18 protein-coding genes are annotated in these 15177 nt (G+C 69.2%); 14 read left to right on the forward strand and 4 right to left on the reverse strand.

The features are described from left to right. Window positions 1-5 precede the first annotated feature (5 nt). The 3 genes from ACGF4C_RS20020 to ACGF4C_RS20030 all read right to left on the reverse strand — a co-directional run bounded on the left by ACGF4C_RS20020 (window position 6) and on the right by ACGF4C_RS20030 (window position 1460). Window positions 6-389, reverse strand: coding sequence for a hypothetical protein (locus ACGF4C_RS20020; protein WP_393567890.1), 384 nt, complete (start codon window positions 387-389; stop codon window positions 6-8). A gap of 145 nt (window positions 390-534) precedes the next feature. Further along, a complete protein-coding gene (locus ACGF4C_RS20025) occupies window positions 535-855 on the reverse strand; it encodes an ATP-binding protein (protein ID WP_393567892.1) in 321 nt (106 codons plus the stop codon). Window positions 856-1055: 200 nt separating this feature from the next. Beyond that, window positions 1056-1460: a helicase associated domain-containing protein gene (locus ACGF4C_RS20030; RefSeq protein ID WP_393568024.1), complete on the reverse strand. Its 405-nt coding sequence runs from the start codon at window positions 1458-1460 to the stop codon at window positions 1056-1058. A 209-nt stretch (window positions 1461-1669) separates the two neighbouring features. Here ACGF4C_RS20030 and ACGF4C_RS20035 point away from each other — a divergent pair, with 209 nt between their 5' ends. Beyond that, window positions 1670-1900, forward strand: coding sequence for a transposase (locus ACGF4C_RS20035; protein ID WP_393567894.1), 231 nt, complete (start codon window positions 1670-1672; stop codon window positions 1898-1900). 4 nt (window positions 1901-1904) lie between these two features. Here ACGF4C_RS20035 and ACGF4C_RS20040 read toward each other — a convergent pair whose 3' ends face one another. Next, window positions 1905-2075 carry a hypothetical protein gene (locus ACGF4C_RS20040; protein WP_393568037.1) on the reverse strand — a complete coding sequence of 57 codons (171 nt, stop codon included), beginning with the start codon at window positions 2073-2075 and terminating at the stop codon, window positions 1905-1907. Here ACGF4C_RS20040 and ACGF4C_RS20045 point away from each other — a divergent pair. The 13 genes from ACGF4C_RS20045 to ACGF4C_RS20105 all read left to right on the forward strand — a co-directional run bounded on the left by ACGF4C_RS20045 (window position 2001) and on the right by ACGF4C_RS20105 (window position 14918). Next, window positions 2001-2315, forward strand: a complete 315-nt coding sequence (locus tag ACGF4C_RS20045; RefSeq protein ID WP_393568025.1) for a hypothetical protein — start codon at window positions 2001-2003, stop codon at window positions 2313-2315. The genes ACGF4C_RS20040 and ACGF4C_RS20045 overlap by 75 nt on opposite strands. Before the next feature lie 200 nt (window positions 2316-2515). Then, window positions 2516-3565: an RNA polymerase sigma factor gene (locus tag ACGF4C_RS20050; protein ID WP_393568026.1), complete on the forward strand. Its 1050-nt coding sequence runs from the start codon at window positions 2516-2518 to the stop codon at window positions 3563-3565. A gap of 125 nt (window positions 3566-3690) precedes the next feature. Beyond that, entirely contained in the window at window positions 3691-4680 is a 990-nt protein-coding gene (locus ACGF4C_RS20055) for an ABC transporter ATP-binding protein (RefSeq protein ID WP_393567896.1), read from the forward strand. Then, window positions 4677-5447, forward strand: coding sequence for an MlaE family ABC transporter permease (locus ACGF4C_RS20060; RefSeq protein ID WP_393567898.1), 771 nt, complete (start codon window positions 4677-4679; stop codon window positions 5445-5447). Before ACGF4C_RS20055 ends, ACGF4C_RS20060 begins: the two co-directional genes overlap by 4 nt. Window positions 5448-5449: 2 nt before the next feature. Next, window positions 5450-6277, forward strand: a complete 828-nt coding sequence (locus ACGF4C_RS20065; RefSeq protein WP_393567900.1) for an MlaE family ABC transporter permease — start codon at window positions 5450-5452, stop codon at window positions 6275-6277. Window positions 6278-6280: 3 nt separating this feature from the next. Next, window positions 6281-7534 carry an MCE family protein gene (locus ACGF4C_RS20070; protein ID WP_393567902.1) on the forward strand — a complete coding sequence of 418 codons (1254 nt, stop codon included), beginning with the start codon at window positions 6281-6283 and terminating at the stop codon, window positions 7532-7534. Continuing rightward, window positions 7531-8577, forward strand: coding sequence for an MCE family protein (locus ACGF4C_RS20075; protein ID WP_393567904.1), 1047 nt, complete (start codon window positions 7531-7533; stop codon window positions 8575-8577). The genes ACGF4C_RS20070 and ACGF4C_RS20075 overlap by 4 nt, the downstream gene beginning before the upstream one ends. Beyond that, entirely contained in the window at window positions 8574-9581 is a 1008-nt protein-coding gene (locus ACGF4C_RS20080) for an MCE family protein (protein WP_393567906.1), read from the forward strand. The genes ACGF4C_RS20075 and ACGF4C_RS20080 overlap by 4 nt, the downstream gene beginning before the upstream one ends. A 32-nt stretch (window positions 9582-9613) precedes the next feature. Then, window positions 9614-10966 (forward strand): MCE family protein, encoded by a 1353-nt coding sequence (locus tag ACGF4C_RS20085; protein ID WP_393568028.1) that lies wholly within the window; start codon window positions 9614-9616, stop codon window positions 10964-10966. After that, window positions 10963-12279, forward strand: coding sequence for an MCE family protein (locus ACGF4C_RS20090; protein ID WP_393567908.1), 1317 nt, complete (start codon window positions 10963-10965; stop codon window positions 12277-12279). The genes ACGF4C_RS20085 and ACGF4C_RS20090 overlap by 4 nt, the downstream gene beginning before the upstream one ends. Continuing rightward, window positions 12276-13550, forward strand: a complete 1275-nt coding sequence (locus ACGF4C_RS20095; protein WP_393567910.1) for an MCE family protein — start codon at window positions 12276-12278, stop codon at window positions 13548-13550. The genes ACGF4C_RS20090 and ACGF4C_RS20095 overlap by 4 nt, the downstream gene beginning before the upstream one ends. Next, window positions 13523-14098, forward strand: a complete 576-nt coding sequence (locus tag ACGF4C_RS20100; protein ID WP_393567911.1) for a hypothetical protein — start codon at window positions 13523-13525, stop codon at window positions 14096-14098. Before ACGF4C_RS20095 ends, ACGF4C_RS20100 begins: the two co-directional genes overlap by 28 nt. Window positions 14099-14153: 55 nt before the next feature. Next, window positions 14154-14918: a hypothetical protein gene (locus ACGF4C_RS20105; protein ID WP_393567913.1), complete on the forward strand. Its 765-nt coding sequence runs from the start codon at window positions 14154-14156 to the stop codon at window positions 14916-14918. Window positions 14919-15177: the final 259 nt, after the last annotated feature.

Consider the following 15177-nt stretch of genomic DNA (forward strand, 5'->3'; position numbering starts at 1 on the left):
GCCGCTCAGCCCGCCGCCGTGCCGTCGTCGCCGTCCTCCGCGAGGAACCGCTCGACCAGGGTGTCGTCCTCGCGGGCCTGCTTGCCGGTGATCTGCAGGGTCGCCCCGTCGGGCCGCTTGACCACGAGGGTGCGCTGCGGGACCCGCGCCAGCCACACCTGCACCAGCGCGGCGACGAACGAACCGGCGCTCAGCAGCAGCCCGACGGTCTCGGCGGACGGGCCGCCCTTGTCGCCGGCCCCCGCCGGGCCCACGGGCGCGGGCAGGTCGAGCCTGGCGGTGGGATCCAACTCGGCCAGGCCGGCCAGCAGTTCGCGTGCCTCCTTGCGGGCGCGCAGCGGGTCCTCGTCGACGACGGAGAGGCGGTATCCGGTGTGGATTTCGGGCATGACGGTGTCGTTCTCCCCCTGGGTTCACCGGCTCCTTGCCGGGCGAACGAGACTAGTGCCCGGCACTGACACCGGCCGTCCACGGTCGTTTGGCCTCCGGGCCGTTGGCGTGAAAGTGCTTACCGATGGCCGGGGCCTGCGTGTCTCACGCCCGGCGCAGTTCCGCCCAGACCGTCTTGCCCGGCGCGCCCAGGCGCGGGGCGACCGCCCAGCGGGTCGCCAGCCCCGCCACGATCAGCAGGCCCCGGCCGAACTCCACGTCGCCCGACGGCTCCCGGTCGGAGAGCAGCGGCACGCGTTCGGTCCGGGTGTCCGTGACCTCTACGCGCAGGGTGTCGGTGCCGTCGATGAGTCGCAGGTGGAAGTCCCGCCCGGCGACGTGCCCGTGCCGTACGGCGTTGGCGACCAGCTCGGCGGTGATCAGGGTGAGTGAGTCGTTGACCCGGCCGCCGTACGGGTACCCCACGCGTCGAGCCGTTGGGAGACCAGCCTGCGGGCGAGGCGCGCACCGCGAGCGGAGGAGGTGAAGGCCATCACGAACTCGTGGAGGGGTGGGCGCCCTGGGTCTCGGCTTGGCCTTGGTCTCGAATTCGCCTGCGGCTTCGGCCTCGTGGGGTCGCCGTGCGGAGGAAGTTCGGCTGTTCATGTGGTCCCGTCGGTGCCGTCCTAGCTAGCGTCCTGCGCCTGAAGTTCGTTGACGTGGGTCGCCCGAACGTATCGGTGAAGGTGGTCTTCGCTCGGAGCCCGATGCAGTGGTGGCCCCGGCATCGCCGAGGCCACGGCCAGGCCCTGCAATGCCGGCTGGGCAGAGCAGATGCCGACAGGCCGGTGAGCACATACAGACTGCTGTCGGCGCCCGCAACTTGGTGCGTAAGCCGGGGCACACAGGCGCACGCGCTGTGTGTCGGTCGTTTCGACATGCGCTGGACATGGCGGGCATCGCATGCCGATGGCGGAGAGCTGTTCCATCCGCTCCGGGGACTGTGTCGCGGCCCTGCTCCGTTGGTTGCTGACCCATGCACCAAGCCGGAGCTGCCGGGGCCTGGACCTCGAATCCTGGACACGAGTTATGCGGCTGGTAGGGCTTTGTCACGTGGTCTTGTCAGGTGGATGTCTGGTAGTTCGCTGGTTGTATGAGGGCTGGGGAACTTGCTGCGTGTCAGGGCCGCCTGGAGGAGTTTGCCGGGGAGGCGTTCGCGCCGCTGCTGCGGCGGGATCAGCGTGAGAAGGGCGCCCTGTTGGGGCTTTTGCTGGATGGCTGACGCAAGTCGATGCAGCCGATGGCTGAGCGCTCGGGGGCGGACCACCAGCAACTCCAGCAGTTCATTACGTCCTCCACCTGGTCCTTGGATGCGGTGCGAGCCCGGCTGCCGTGGCGGGCCGTGCGGGTGGTCCGTCCTGAGGTATGGGAGGTGGACGACACCGGCTTCCCCAAGGACGGCATCTGCTCGGCCGGTGTGGCCCGGCAGTACTCCGGCACGCTGGGGTCGGCAACTGCCAGGTCGGGGTGAGGGTTCACGCCGCCTCGGACACGGCCTCGTGCCCGCTGTCCTGGAGGTTGTTCCTGTCGCGGATGCCGGATACGGCGCCAACGCCGACTTCCGCCGTGGCCTGGAGGACCGCGGCCTGACCTACGTCCTGCAGGCCAAGGCCGAGATGACCGCCCATGGTGAGGCTGCCGCGCATCCCCACAGCCAGAACCGGTCCGGCTCCAGATCCGGTCCGGCTCCTCCAGCGCCTCCAGGTCGGCTTCCTCGATCCCGGGCGCGAGGGCGCCCTGCCGGCGTACAGCGGCTATCTGGGGCGTATGCCGCTGAACCACTCGGTGCCGGACGCCCTTCCGGGCGAGGCGAGCGATCCCGGTATCCGGATTCGTGGAGGGGTAACGCTACTGAGTGGATCGAAACGCAACTGAATCGTGACTGACTTCGCACTTATTCGGTCACGGCCCCCCTCCCGCCACGGTGTACCTGCCGGTAATGTCGGCCGCCACCGACCGAGTGGTATGGACGGCTCTTCCGAGGGGCCAGTGTTTTGAAACGGTGCGAGGAGGCCTGATGGCGACTGATCCGCAGTCCGCTCATTCGGGGCGACCGCATGGCTGCTCGGACGAGCGCTGGCAGCGTATGTGGAGCCATCGCGAGCATCTGCTGAGGGTCGCGCGCAGGCGGTCAATGAGCGTCGAGGACGCGGAGGACGCCGTCCACGAGGCGATGGTGCGCGCCATGGAGAATGCGCACGTCGAGGACGAGCGGCTCGGGGCGTGGCTCACGACCGTGACCATGCGTCTGTGCGTCGACCGGTATCGCCAGGTCAACCGTGAGGCAGAGGTGGGCAGCCGCTCGACGCCGACCCCGCACTCCATCGCCCCCGTCGACGAAGTGGTGTGCGATCGCGCCGAGGCCACGTGGCTGGCGAACCGGAGCGGCGACCTGCCCGCACGGCAGGCGGAGGCGCTCTGGCTCAAGTCGGAGGACCTGGACGTCGGCCAGGTCGCCCGGAAGATGGGACTGAGCTACCGGACGGTCGAGTCGCTGCTCGCCAGGGCCCGCCGTACGATGCGCAACTCGCTCGCCGCGACGCTCGCCACCGGCTTCTGGATGTGCTGGCGCGGCCGGCCCCGGCTGGGCAGCGGTGCGCAGGTGGCGACGGTGGCGTCCACCGCGGCGACGCTCGCAGCTCTGGGGTTGGCACTTCCCTCCATACATGGGGAGGTGGAGGAGGGCGGGGTTCGTCCGCCGGCTTCCTCCCAAACCGTGGCCGACTCGCCCACGACGGAGGAGGGCCACCACCGGACCGACGTGCCCGGCCTCATGGCCGGATCGGAGTCCCGCGGTCCCGCCGCGTGGGGGCCGGCCGGGCCGCTCGCCGGCGACGGTCCGCTGCTGCCCGACGTGTCGCTCCCGCTGCCGCCGCTGACGGAATCGGCCGTTCCGGCCGCCCCGTCCGTTCATCGGATGCTGTCCGTACCCGACGTCAAGGATGTTACGGACGCGCCCGATGTTCCGGAAGCCCCGGCGGTGCCCGCTCCTTCCTCCGCTTCGCCGGCGCCCCCGACTGCTCCGGCCGCTCCGTCCGTCCCGGGCACTTCTGCAGAGGACGCCGAGGGCGACGTACCGGTGGTCACCCCGGGCGACACCCCCGGCGAACTGCCGCGTGTGCCCCGCGCACAGTGATGTTCGCCCCTGGTCGACGCAGGATTGCGTCCCGGTAAAAAAATCTTGGCGCAGGAGCGACGGACGCCCCGCCCTCCCCCGTAGAGCTGATGACAGAGCTACTTCAGGGCTGAAGGGCGGGCCGGATGGGTGTCGAGATCTGTGTGGAAGGGTTGACCAAATCCTTCGGTCACCAGGTTATTTGGCAGGACGTATCGCTGACTCTGCCCGCTGGGGAGATATCGGTCATGCTGGGCCCTTCGGGCACCGGCAAGTCCGTGTTCTTGAAGACGCTCGTCGGCTTGCTGAAGCCGGAGCGAGGCTCGATCACGATCGCGGGGAAGGACATCACCCGGCTCCGCGAGCGCGACCTGTACGAGGTGCGCAAGTTGTTCGGCGTCCTCTTCCAGGACGGTGCGCTGTTCGGCTCGATGAATCTCTACGACAACATCGCCTTCCCGCTGCGTGAGCACACGCGCAAGTCCGAGAGCGAGATCAAGCGGATCGTCCTGGGAAAAATGGACATGGTCGGTCTGATCGGAGCCGAGGAGAAGCTGCCCGGCGAGATATCGGGCGGTATGCGCAAGCGAGCGGGTCTGGCGCGGGCGCTGGTGCTCGACCCGGAGATCATCCTCTTCGACGAGCCCGACTCCGGGCTCGACCCGGTGCGTGTGGCGTACCTCAATCAGCTGATCGTCGACCTGAACGCGCAGATCGACGCCACCTTCCTGATCGTCACCCATGACATCGCCTCGGCCCGCCAGGTGCCGGACAACATCGGCCTGCTCTTCCGCCGCGAGCTGGTGATGTTCGGCCCCCGCGAAGACCTGCTCACCAGTGAGGAGCCGGTCGTGCGCCAGTTCCTCAACGGACGCATGCAGGGTCCGATCGGCATGGCCGAGGAGAAGGACGCGGCCCAGGTCAAGCAGGAGCTCGCCGAGCTCCATGCCGGAAACCACCGGGGCCCGAAGGGCGGCAAGGGAGCGGGCGGGGGCAAGATCCCGCGCCTGCTGCCCAGTCCCGGCATCACCCGCCCGCCCCGCTGGGAGGAGATCGCCGAGCAAGAGGAGAAGATGCAGCGGCTGCGGAAGCTGCGCGTGGCCGTGGGCCCGGACGGCGGGGGGACCGGAGCATGAGCCTCTCGCCCACGGCCGGGCTGAAACATTCGGGCAGCCTCTTCTCGCTGGCTCTCGACGTTCTCCGCACCCTGCCGCGCCGCCCCTTTCAGCTGCGGGAGTTCATCCAGCAGTCCTGGTTCATCGCGAGCGTCACGATCCTGCCGACCGCGCTGGTCTCCATCCCGTTCGGCGCTGTCATCGCACTCCAGATCGGAAGCCTGACCCGGCAGCTGGGCGCACAGTCCTTCTCCGGAGCCGCCTCGGTCCTGGCGGTCCTCCGCGAGGCGTCGCCGATCGTGACCGCCCTCCTCATCGCCGGAGCCGGCGGTTCGGCGATCTGCGCGGACCTCGGCGCACGCAAGATCCGCGAGGAGATCGACGCCATGGAAGTCCTCGGCATCGATCCGATCCACCGGCTGGTCGTCCCCCGTGTGCTGGGCTCGATGGCCGTGGCGGTGCTCCTCAACGGACTGGTCTCCGTGGTCGGGGTGGCCGGCGGCTACTTCTTCAACGTGGTGATGCAGCACGGGACGCCGGGCGCGTATCTGGCCTCCTTCACCACCCTCGCGCAGCTGCCCGACCTCTATTGGGCCGAACTGAAGGCGCTGATCTTCGGCGCCATCGCGGCGATCGTCGCCTCGTACAAGGGCCTGCACGCCAAGGGCGGTCCGAAGGGAGTCGGCGACGCGGTGAACCAGTCGGTCGTCATCACGTTCATGCTGCTGTTCGTCACCAACTTCGTGATGACCGCGGTCTACTTCCAGCTCGTTCCGCAGAGGGGTTAGTGATGGCGCTGTCTAAACGATTCCTCTCGGGCCCCCTCCGCTCCCTCGAGGAGCTCGGAACCCAGCTGTCCTTCTACGGGCGCTCCCTCGCCTGGACCGGCCGCACCCTGCGCCGTTACAAGAAGGAGGTTCTGCGCCTGCTGGCCGAAGTGAGCTTCGGCCGCGGAGCGCTGGCGGTCGTCGGCGGCACCGTCGGTGTCATCGCCTTCCTCTCCTTCTTCACCGGCACCGAGGTCGGACTCCAGGGATACACCGCGCTCAACCAGCTCGGCACCTCCAACTTCGTGGCGTTCATCTCCGCCTACTTCAACACCCGTGAGATCGCACCCCTGGTCGCCGGGCTCGCCCTCTCCGCCACGGTCGGCGCCGGGTTCACCGCCCAGCTCGGCGCGATGCGGATCAGCGAGGAGGTCGACGCGCTCGAGGTGATGGGCGTCCCCTCGCTGCCGTTCCTGGTCACGACCCGGATGATCGCCGGGTTCATCGCGGTGATCCCGCTCTACGTGGTCGGTCTGCTGTCCTCGTACTTCGCGGCCCGGACGATCACCACCGGCTACTACGGGCAGTCCAGCGGCACGTACGACCACTACTTCCAGCAGTACCTGCCACCCATCGACGTGCTCTGGTCGTTCGGCAAGGTGATCGTTTTCGCCGTCGTGATCATCCTTGTCCACTGCTACTACGGCTACCGCGCCAAGGGCGGCCCCGCGGGGGTCGGCGTGGCGGTCGGCCGCGGTGTACGGACGTCCATCGTCGCCATCAACATCCTTGACTTCTTCCTCAGCCTGGCGCTCTGGGGAGCCACCACGACCGTGCGGATCGCGGGGTAGCCGATGTCGACAACCAATCCATCCAAGCTGCGCTTTTACGGCGTCGTCTTCATCGTCGTCATCGGCCTGCTGCTGTCGCTCACCGTGGCGATCTACCAGAAGGTGTTCACACCGGCCGTGGCGATCACTCTGCAAGCGGACACCGTCGGCAACCAGCTGGAGCCGCCCGCCGACGTGAAGCTGCGCGGCCTCGACGTGGGCGAGGTCCGCGATGTGCGGGCCGACGGCGACAAGGCCACGGTCGACATCGCGCTCTCCCCCGAGCACGCCGCGCTCATCCCGGCCGACGTCCACGCCCTGCTGCTGCCCAAGACGCTGTTCGGCGAGAAGTACATCGACCTGGTGATCCCGGAGAAGTCCGCCGCGCGGCCCATCCGGGCCGGAGACGTGATCACCCAGGACCGTACGAAGGCCGGCATCGAGCTCCAGAAGCTGATGAACGACCTGTTGCCGCTGCTCCGTGCGGTCCAGCCGGCCAAGCTGAACGCCACGCTGTCCGCGGTTGCCACCGCATTCGAGGGCCGCGGTGACGAGATCGGTGCGAACTTCGAGCGCGTCGGGCGCTACCTCCACCGCCTCAACCCGCACATGCCGGCGATGCGCAACGACATCTCGCGGCTGGCCGACGCGGTCGAGCTCTACGGAGACGCCGCCCCCGACCTGCTGAGAATCCTGCACAACAGCATCACCACCAGCCTGACTGTCGTCGAGAAGAAGGACGAGATGGCCTCGACCCTCACCGGGACCACCACCTTCGGCCACACCGCGAAGGACTTCCTCGACGAGAACTCCGCGCGGTTCATCACTCTCGGCCGCGTCTCCCGCCCCACCCTCGCGCTGCTCGATCGCTACTCGCCCGAATTCCCCTGTCTCCTCGGTGGTCTGACGAAGGAGGAACCGCTGGCCGAGCAGATCTTCAAGGGCGGGAAGATGCACATCACCCTGGAGGTCGTCCTGCCCCGGTCCCCCTACCGCCCCGGAGAGGAGCCGCGCTACGCCGATCGCTCCGGTCCCAACTGCCGCGGACTTCCCCACCCCGGCAGGCCCCAGCCGCCGATCAAGCTCGACGACGGCACCAAGGGCTCCGGCGGCTCGGCATCCGCGGGACAGAGCGGCGTGACGGCAACGGCCGCCGAGCAGCGGCTCATCGGCTCGCTTGTGGCCCCGGTCATGGGTGTGCCCGCCGATGAGGTGCCGTCCGTGACGACCCTCCTCTTCGGCCCGATGGCACGTGGAACGGCGGTGAGTGTCGCATGAAGGCCATGGAAACGGCCGCACCCCTGGTCAAGTTCAGCATCTTCGCCGTGGTGACCCTCCTCGCGACGGCGATGCTCGCGGCCACGATCGTCAACGTCAACTTCACCCCCAAGGACACCTACAAGGCGGTGTTCAGCGACGTCACCAGCCTGGAGGAGGGCGACGACGTCCGGGTGGCCGGCCTACGCGTCGGTGAGGTCGAGGCCATAGAAATCAAGCAGGGGGGCCGGATCAAGGACCGGACCCTCGCCGAGGTCACCTTCAGCGTCACCGACGACCGGCCGTTGCTCACCTCGACGGGCGCCGTCATCCGTTTCCGGAACCTCGTCGGGCAGCGGTACATCGCGCTGACCGAGGGGGCCGGGGACGGCACCCGGCTCAAGCCCGGAAGCAGCATCCCGCTCTCCCGTACGCAGCCCGCCCTCGACCTCAACGCGCTGCTGAACGGCTTCAAGCCGCTCTTCGCCGCGCTGAGCCCGAAGGACGTCAACCAGCTCGCGTCGGAGATCATCAAGACCCTGCAGGGCGAGGGCGGCACGGTCAACAGCCTGCTCGCGCACACCGCCTCGCTCACCACGACGCTCGCCGACCGCGACGAGCTGATCGGTGCCGTGATCAACAACCTCAACGAGGTGCTGCGAACGCTGGACAAGCGCAGCACGCGCCTCTCCGGCCTGCTCAAGCAGCTGCAGCGGGTGGTCTCCGGACTGTCCGCCGACCGCATGGCGATCGGCGACTCGCTCACCGGCATCAGCGACCTCGCGGGCGCCACCTCCGGCCTGCTGCAGGACGGCCGTCCGGCACTGCGGTCCGACATCGCGGGACTGTCGCAGCTCTCCGGGACGCTGAACGAGAACGAGAAGACCGTGGAGGGCGTCCTGAAGCGACTGCCGCACAAGCTCAACAAGCTGACCGCCACCGGCTCGTACGGCTCCTGGTTCAACTTCTACCTGTGCGAATTCGACGGCCGGATCATGTTGCCGCAGACGGCGAAGACGTACACGCCCGACCTCCACGTCGCCCAGGCGAGGTGCGGCCGATGATTCCCTTCCGCGAGCGCAACCCCGTCACGATCGGAGCGGTGGGCCTCACCACCATCGCGGTGCTGATCGCCGGCGCGTTCAACATCGAGAGCCTTCCGCTGATCGGGAACGGAGAGGAATACAGCGCCGCCTTCTCCGAGGCGAGCGGTCTGAAGTCGGGTGACGAGGTCCGCATCGCCGGGGTCAAGGTCGGCAAGGTCGGCGACGTCGAACTCGACGGCGACCACGTCAAGGTCACCTTCCGGGTGAAGGACGAGCCGAAGTTCGGGAGCGACACCGGCGCGTCCATCCGGGTCAAGACGATCCTGGGGGCCAAGTACCTCTCACTGGAGCCGAAGGGCACCGGTCAGCTGGCGCCCGGGAGCGAGATCCCGCTGAAGCGGACGGTGTCGGCGTACGACGTGGTGGAGGCGTTCAGCGACCTGACCACGACCAGCGAGAAGGTCGATACCGAAAACCTGGCGAAGGCCATGGACACGATCTCCACGACCTTCAAGGACTCGCCCACCGAGGTCAAGGCGTCCATCCAGGGGCTGTCCCGGCTCTCCCGGACCGTGGCCTCGCGCGACAAGCAGCTGCGTGAGCTGCTCTCGCACGCCAACGGCGTGACCGGTGTGCTCTCCGACCGGTCGAAGGAGTTCACGAAGATGGTGAAGGACGGCAGCGCGCTCTTCGAGGAGATCAACAAGCGGCGCACGGCGATCCACAACCTGCTCGTGAACGCCTCCGAACTCGGGGTGCAGCTCTCCGGCCTCGTCGACGACAACCGCCGGCAGATCGGCCCCGCGCTGAACCGCCTCAACACCTTCGTCGGGATGCTGCAGCGCAACGAGAAGAGCCTCGACCGCAGCATCAAAGGGCTGGCGCCCTTCGTCCGGGTCTTCACCAACACCCTGGGCAACGGCCGTTGGTTCGACACCTACATCCAGAACCTCGTCGCCGCGCCCGCGACCGTGCGGGGCGGCTCGTCCGCGCCCCAGACACCCTCGGGAGGGTCCCGATGAACCGGCCACCGAACCGGCCCCGGCGCGGGTCCCTGCAGCGGCCCCGGTGGACCTTCCTGCCGCAGGGGCGCACCGGCCGTCTCCCCAAGGGGCGCACCGGCCGCGCAGACACCCCCGGGCGGGTCCCGATGAACCGGCCACCGAACCGGCCCCGGCGCGGGTCCCTGCAGCGGCCCCGGTGGACCTTCCTGCCGCAGGGGCGCACCCGCCGCCTCCCCCAGGGGCGCACCGGCCGCCTCCCCCAGGGGCGCAGCCGCCGCGTCGTCGCGCTCGGCACCGCCCTGTGCCTGCTCGTCGCCGGCCTGACCGTCGCGTTCTGGCCGAAGCCGGACCCCGTCAAGGTCACCGCGTACTTCCCGCGGACCGTCGGCATCTACCCCGGTTCGGACGTCCGCGTCCTCGGCATCCCGATCGGGGAGGTCAAGAGCGTCACCCCGCAGGGCCGCAGGGTGCGGGTCGAGATGGAGTACGAGGCCGGTCGCAAGGTGCCCGCGGGCGCCAAGGCCGCGATCGTCAACTCCTCGGTGGTCAGCGACCGTTACGTCCAGATGCTGCCGGTGTACCGCGGGGGCCCGGCCATGAAGAGCGGCGCGGTCATCCCCGAGGAGCGGACGGCCGTACCGGTCGAGCTGGACCGGATCTTCGACAGCCTCCACACCACATCGGAGGCGCTCGGTCCGCACGGTGCCAACAAGAACGGAGCGCTGTCCCGGCTCATCGGCGTCAGTGCGGACAACCTCAAGGGGAACGGCGGGAACCTGAACCAGACGATCAAGGACGTCTCGCGGGCCCTCACCACTCTCTCCGACGGACGCAAGGACATGTTCGGGACGGTGAAGAACCTTCAGGTGTTCACGGCCGCGCTGGCGGCGGACGACGACAGCGTCCGGTCGTTCAACGACAGTCTGGCCACGACCGCGAACCAACTCTCCGGCGAGCGCAAGGAACTGGCTGAGGCGTTCAAGAACCTGTCCGTCGCGCTCAACGCCGTGTCCGGATTCGTCCATGGCAACAAGAAGGCGCTGACCCGCAATGTGAAGGGTCTCAGCGAGGTGACCCGCGTGCTGGTCAAGCAGCGCGCCGCACTGGAGGAGCTGATGGACGTCGCGCCCGCCGGTCTCGGCAACCTCGCGCACGCCTACAACCCGGCATCGGGCACGCTGGACACCCGTAACAACGCCGAGCAACCGCAGGATCCGGCCAGCCTGATGTGCTCCCTGCTCAGGACGACGGGCGAGAAGTCGGACTGCCACGACCTGGGGAAGCTGTTCGGCGACCTCCCTGAGCTGCCGACCGCCAACTCCCTGACCGGCGCGGCCCACCCGGCGTCCGGTGTCGCCACGACCGACAAGACGCTCGGCGGCATCCTGGGAGCCGAGGCATGACCGCCCCGCGCAAAGCGGCCGCGTGGGCGGCCGCCGGGGCGCTGCTGCTGACCGGCTGTGAGTTCAACGGCCTGTACGACGTCCCGCTGCCCGGCGGCGGCGCCGCCGGAGACGCGTACCACGTGACGGTCGAGTTCCGGGACGTTCTCGACCTCGTGCCGCAGTCCGCGGTCAAGGTCAACAACGTCACCGTGGGCGCCGTGGAGAAGGTGGAGCTGCACGGCTGGCAGGCGCGCGTACGGCTGCGCGTCGACGACGCGGTGAAGCTGCCGGCCAACGCCGTCGCGGAGCTGCGCCAGACCAGCATTCTCGGTGAGAAGTACGTCTCGCTCGCCAAGCCCGTGGACGTACAGCCCGTCGGCAGGCTCACCGAGGGCGCGAAGATCCCGCTGTCCCGGAGCAACCGGAACGCGGAGATCGAGGAGGTGCTGTCAGCTCTGTCAGCGCTGCTCAACGGCGGCGGTGTGGCGCAGCTCCACACGATCACCGTGGAGCTGAACCACTCCCTGGCGGGCCGCGAGGACCGGGTGAAGAACCTGCTGACCGAGCTGGACACCTTCATCGGCGGCCTGGACGACCAGCGCTCGGAGATCATCCGCGCCATGAAGGGCATCGACAGGCTGTCCAAGAGGCTCGCGCAGGAGAAGGCCACGATCGGCCGGGCGGTCGACACCATGTCGCCGGCCCTGAAGATCCTGGCCGACCAGCGCAGGGACCTGACGCGGATGCTGCGCTCCCTGTCCGACCTCGGCAGGGTCGGCACGAAGGTGATCAACGGCTCACGGGACGACACGATCGCCAACCTCAAGCACCTGCAGCCCATCCTCACCCAGCTGAACAGCGCGGGCAACGACCTGCCCCACGCGCTGGAGCTGATGACCACCTATCCGTTCCCGCGCAACTCCGTCGACGCCATCAAGGGCGACTACACCAACCTGCACATCACCGCGGATCTCGACCTGAAGAGCATCTACGGCAATCTCTCCAAGGGCGGCGGCAAGAAGCCCGGCTCGCCGGACAAGCCGAAGCCCAAGCTCCCCGGCAAGCCCGATGTCCCGACCCCGGACGTGCCGGACGTGCCGGATGTGCCGGACCTGCCCGGTGGGCTGCCGAAACCGACCTCGGGGCCCTGCCTGCCCGGCAGCGGCTGCGCGGACGGTCAGGGAGGGGACAAGGGATCGTCCGGCGGCGGGCTCTGCCCGCCGGTGTGCACCAGCAACTACGCCGCCTACCAGGGCAGCGGCCGGACCGGTTTCGGCGCCGGCGTGGACCTGGGCCTCGCGGAGCTCCTGACGAAGGGGATGCAGCCATGATCACTCGCACGGTCAAGGTCCAACTGCTCGCCTTCTCCGCGGTCACCGCGATCGGCGTGTCGTACGTCGGCGCCGAGTACGCGGGACTGGGCGACCGCCTGACGGACAGCGGGTACTCCGTGCGGGCCCAGTTCGCCGACTCCGGCGGCATCTACTCGGGCGCCGAGGTCACGTACCGGGGCGCCCCCGTGGGCCGCGTCGGCGATCTGCGCCTGGTCGGCTCGCGCGTTTCGGTGGAGCTGCGCATCGAGGACGGCTCGCGGATCCCTGCCGACACGCTCGCGGTCGTGGCGAACCGCTCGGCGGTGGGCGAGCAGTACATCGATCTGCAGCCGCGTGCCGTAGGCGGCCCGTATCTGCACGAGGGCAGCGCGATCTCCCCCAAGGACACCCGCACGCCGCTGCCGACCACGGAGATGATCCGCAGCTTCGACCGCCTCGTCGGCTCCGTGGACAAGAAGGACCTGCGGACCACCGTCGACGAGCTGGGCCGGGCGTTCACCGGCACGGCCCCGCACCTGACCCGGATGGTCGACTCGGGCAACCGGCTCGTGGAGTCGGCGAGCGACAGCCTGCCCCAGACGATCTCGCTGATCGACGACTCGCAGACCGTCCTGAAGACGCAGATCGACAAGGGCTCGGCCTTCAAGTCGTTCTCCCGCGACCTGGCGGACCTCACCGGGCAGATCAAGAACAGCGACCGCGACCTCCGCGGGCTGGTGGACGGCGGTTCGACGGCGGCGCACGAGATGGACTCGCTGCTGAAGGCCAACCGGAAGGCGCTTCCGGTCCTGCTGGGGAACCTGATCAGCGGTGGACAGGTCACCGTGGCCCGGCTTCCCAACGTGGAGCAGACGCTGGTTACCTTCCCGGTCGTCGTGGCCGGCAGCTTCACCGTGCTGCCGGGTGACGGCACCAGCCACTTCGGCATGGTGGTCAACTCTGACGACCCCCCGTCGTGCCGGCAGGGCTACGGATCGACGCAGCGGCGCGACCCGAAGGACACCCGCGAGGTGCAGGCGAACACGTCCGCGCGCTGCACGCTCCCGCGGGGCAGCAAGAGCTCGGTCCGCGGCGCGCAGAACGTTCCGCGGCCCGGAAGCTCCAAGGTGCGGAGCGGCCCGGCGTCGTACGTCGCACCGTACGATCCCGCGACCGGGCGGGCTGCCGGTCCGGGCGGGGAGTCCGTCCAGATCGGCTCGACGGGCGGAGAACAGAGTGCGTTCGGAAAGGAATCGTGGCAATGGCTGCTCGTCGGACCTATGGCATGATCCGCCGCCTGGCGGAGCGTACGGCGGCGTCCGCGCCGCGCCCTGCGGCAGAGGCCGTGCGCGCGGTGCGGAGGAGCCGGGTGCTCCCCGTGGTGCTCGCCGGCGTCCTCGCCGTGCTGGTGGTGCTCTCCGGCTTCTTCGGGGTGCGGCTGTATCAGCAGCACAGGGAGGAACGGCGCAACCAGGACATTCTGGCGGCGGCCCGGCAGTCAGCGGTGAATTTCACCTCGCTCGACTACCGGCACTACGACCGGGACAGCAAGAACGTCCTGAAGGGCGCCACCGGTGACTTCAAGGAGCAGTTCGCCGCCCAGACCGAGCAACTCACCAAGCTGGTCGCGGACAACAAGTCGGTTTCTGAGGGACACGTCCTTGAAGCCGGTATCGCCAAGGCGGGCGACAAGTCCGCCCAGGTCCTGGTCGTCGCCGACAGCAGGGTGTCCAACGTCGCCACACCCCAGGGCCAGGCCCGCAACTACCGGCTGCAACTCGACCTCGTGCTTGCGGGCGGGCGGTGGCTGACCTCGAATGTCGAGTTCGTCGGCTGACCCGTCGGCTGATCCGCACCCCCCCGCAGCCGTCCGGCAAGTAAGGAGAAACCCCATGACGAAGGCGACCGTACGAGGCCGTGCCGGCACCGGCACATCGGCCCGGCAGCGATCCGTGGCGGCGGCCGCCCGCGCTGCCTCCAAGCGGGCCGAGAAGGCACGTGAGCCGTCCCTCGGCGAAGAGGCGGCGACGGAGAGCCCGGTGGTGGGCGAAGCGTCCGGTTCCGGGACCGGGGCGGAGGTCGAGGCCCGGGAGCAGGTGAAGGGCGCCGCCCGTGACGAGGCCGGAACGGAGAAGAGCGCGAAGCCGGCCCGCCGGATCTCCGGTGCGGTGACCGCCGTGGTGGCCGCACTCGTCGCGGCGGGTCTCGTCGCCGCCGCCGTGCTGGGCTGGGAGTACCGGGAGGACCAGCGGACGCAGGAGGCGCGCACCGAGGCCCTGGCCGTCGCGCGCAAGGCCGCGCCGGAGATCCTCTCCTACGACTACCGTCACCTGGAGCGCGATTTCGCGAAGGCCCGCGCCCACCTCACCGGGTCCTTCGCGGGCAAGTACCGCAAGACGACCACGAAGGTGGTGGCGCCCACCGCCGAGAAGTACCACGGCGTTGTCACGGCCACGGTGGCGAAGCCCCCCGCCGGGGGAGCCTCCGCCGCATCGGTGGTCTCCGCTTCGCCCGAGAAGGTCGTCGTCCTCCTCTTCATGAACCAGGTCACCAACAGCACTCAGGTGTCCGGGCCGCGCCTCGACCTCAACCGGGTCCGGATGACCTTCGTGGACACCTCCGGGGGCTGGAAGGTGAGCGCGCTCGACGCCCTGTGACGGTGTGCCGCCTCGACGGCGGCTGCCGTCCGCTTCGCTCCGTTCGCCCTGCCTGCCACCGTGCGCCTGCCGCGCACGGGACTTGCGCGGTCCGCGGTGCTCGGGGCCCTCTTGCTCGGGGCCGGCTGGGGCTCGCCTTCCTCTACGGCGGGAGCGCGCAGGCGGCGGGAGGACAGCGCACGGGGAAGGCCTTCATCTCCGGGGAAGATCCGAGCATCGGCTCCGCCGAAAGGGATAGCGGGGCACAGACGTCTTGCGA

It is taken from the genome of Streptomyces sp. NPDC048197 (assembly GCF_043202395.1).
In the GTDB taxonomy this organism is placed as follows: Bacteria; Actinomycetota; Actinomycetes; order Streptomycetales; family Streptomycetaceae; genus Streptomyces; species Streptomyces siderophoricus.

Bases quoted from the DNA above. Each gene is read 5' to 3' on its own strand.
- ACGF4C_RS20035 (WP_393567894.1), top strand. From the start codon at position 1,670: ATGGCTGAGCGCTCGGGGGCGGACCACCAGCAACTCCAGCAGTTCATT.
- ACGF4C_RS20090 (WP_393567908.1), top strand. From the start codon at position 10,963: ATGACCGCCCCGCGCAAAGCGGCCGCGTGGGCGGCCGCCGGGGCGCTG.
- ACGF4C_RS20050 (WP_393568026.1), top strand. From the start codon at position 2,516: ATGTGGAGCCATCGCGAGCATCTGCTGAGGGTCGCGCGCAGGCGGTCA.
- ACGF4C_RS20065 (WP_393567900.1), top strand. From the start codon at position 5,450: ATGGCGCTGTCTAAACGATTCCTCTCGGGCCCCCTCCGCTCCCTCGAG.
- ACGF4C_RS20100 (WP_393567911.1), top strand. From the start codon at position 13,523: ATGGCTGCTCGTCGGACCTATGGCATGATCCGCCGCCTGGCGGAGCGT.
- ACGF4C_RS20105 (WP_393567913.1), top strand. From the start codon at position 14,154: ATGACGAAGGCGACCGTACGAGGCCGTGCCGGCACCGGCACATCGGCC.
- ACGF4C_RS20075 (WP_393567904.1), top strand. From the start codon at position 7,531: ATGAAGGCCATGGAAACGGCCGCACCCCTGGTCAAGTTCAGCATCTTC.
- ACGF4C_RS20095 (WP_393567910.1), top strand. From the start codon at position 12,276: ATGATCACTCGCACGGTCAAGGTCCAACTGCTCGCCTTCTCCGCGGTC.
- ACGF4C_RS20055 (WP_393567896.1), top strand. From the start codon at position 3,691: ATGGGTGTCGAGATCTGTGTGGAAGGGTTGACCAAATCCTTCGGTCAC.
- ACGF4C_RS20040 (WP_393568037.1), bottom strand. From the start codon at position 2,075: ATGCGCGGCAGCCTCACCATGGGCGGTCATCTCGGCCTTGGCCTGCAG.
- ACGF4C_RS20020 (WP_393567890.1), bottom strand. From the start codon at position 389: ATGCCCGAAATCCACACCGGATACCGCCTCTCCGTCGTCGACGAGGAC.
- ACGF4C_RS20080 (WP_393567906.1), top strand. From the start codon at position 8,574: ATGATTCCCTTCCGCGAGCGCAACCCCGTCACGATCGGAGCGGTGGGC.
- ACGF4C_RS20070 (WP_393567902.1), top strand. From the start codon at position 6,281: ATGTCGACAACCAATCCATCCAAGCTGCGCTTTTACGGCGTCGTCTTC.
- ACGF4C_RS20060 (WP_393567898.1), top strand. From the start codon at position 4,677: ATGAGCCTCTCGCCCACGGCCGGGCTGAAACATTCGGGCAGCCTCTTC.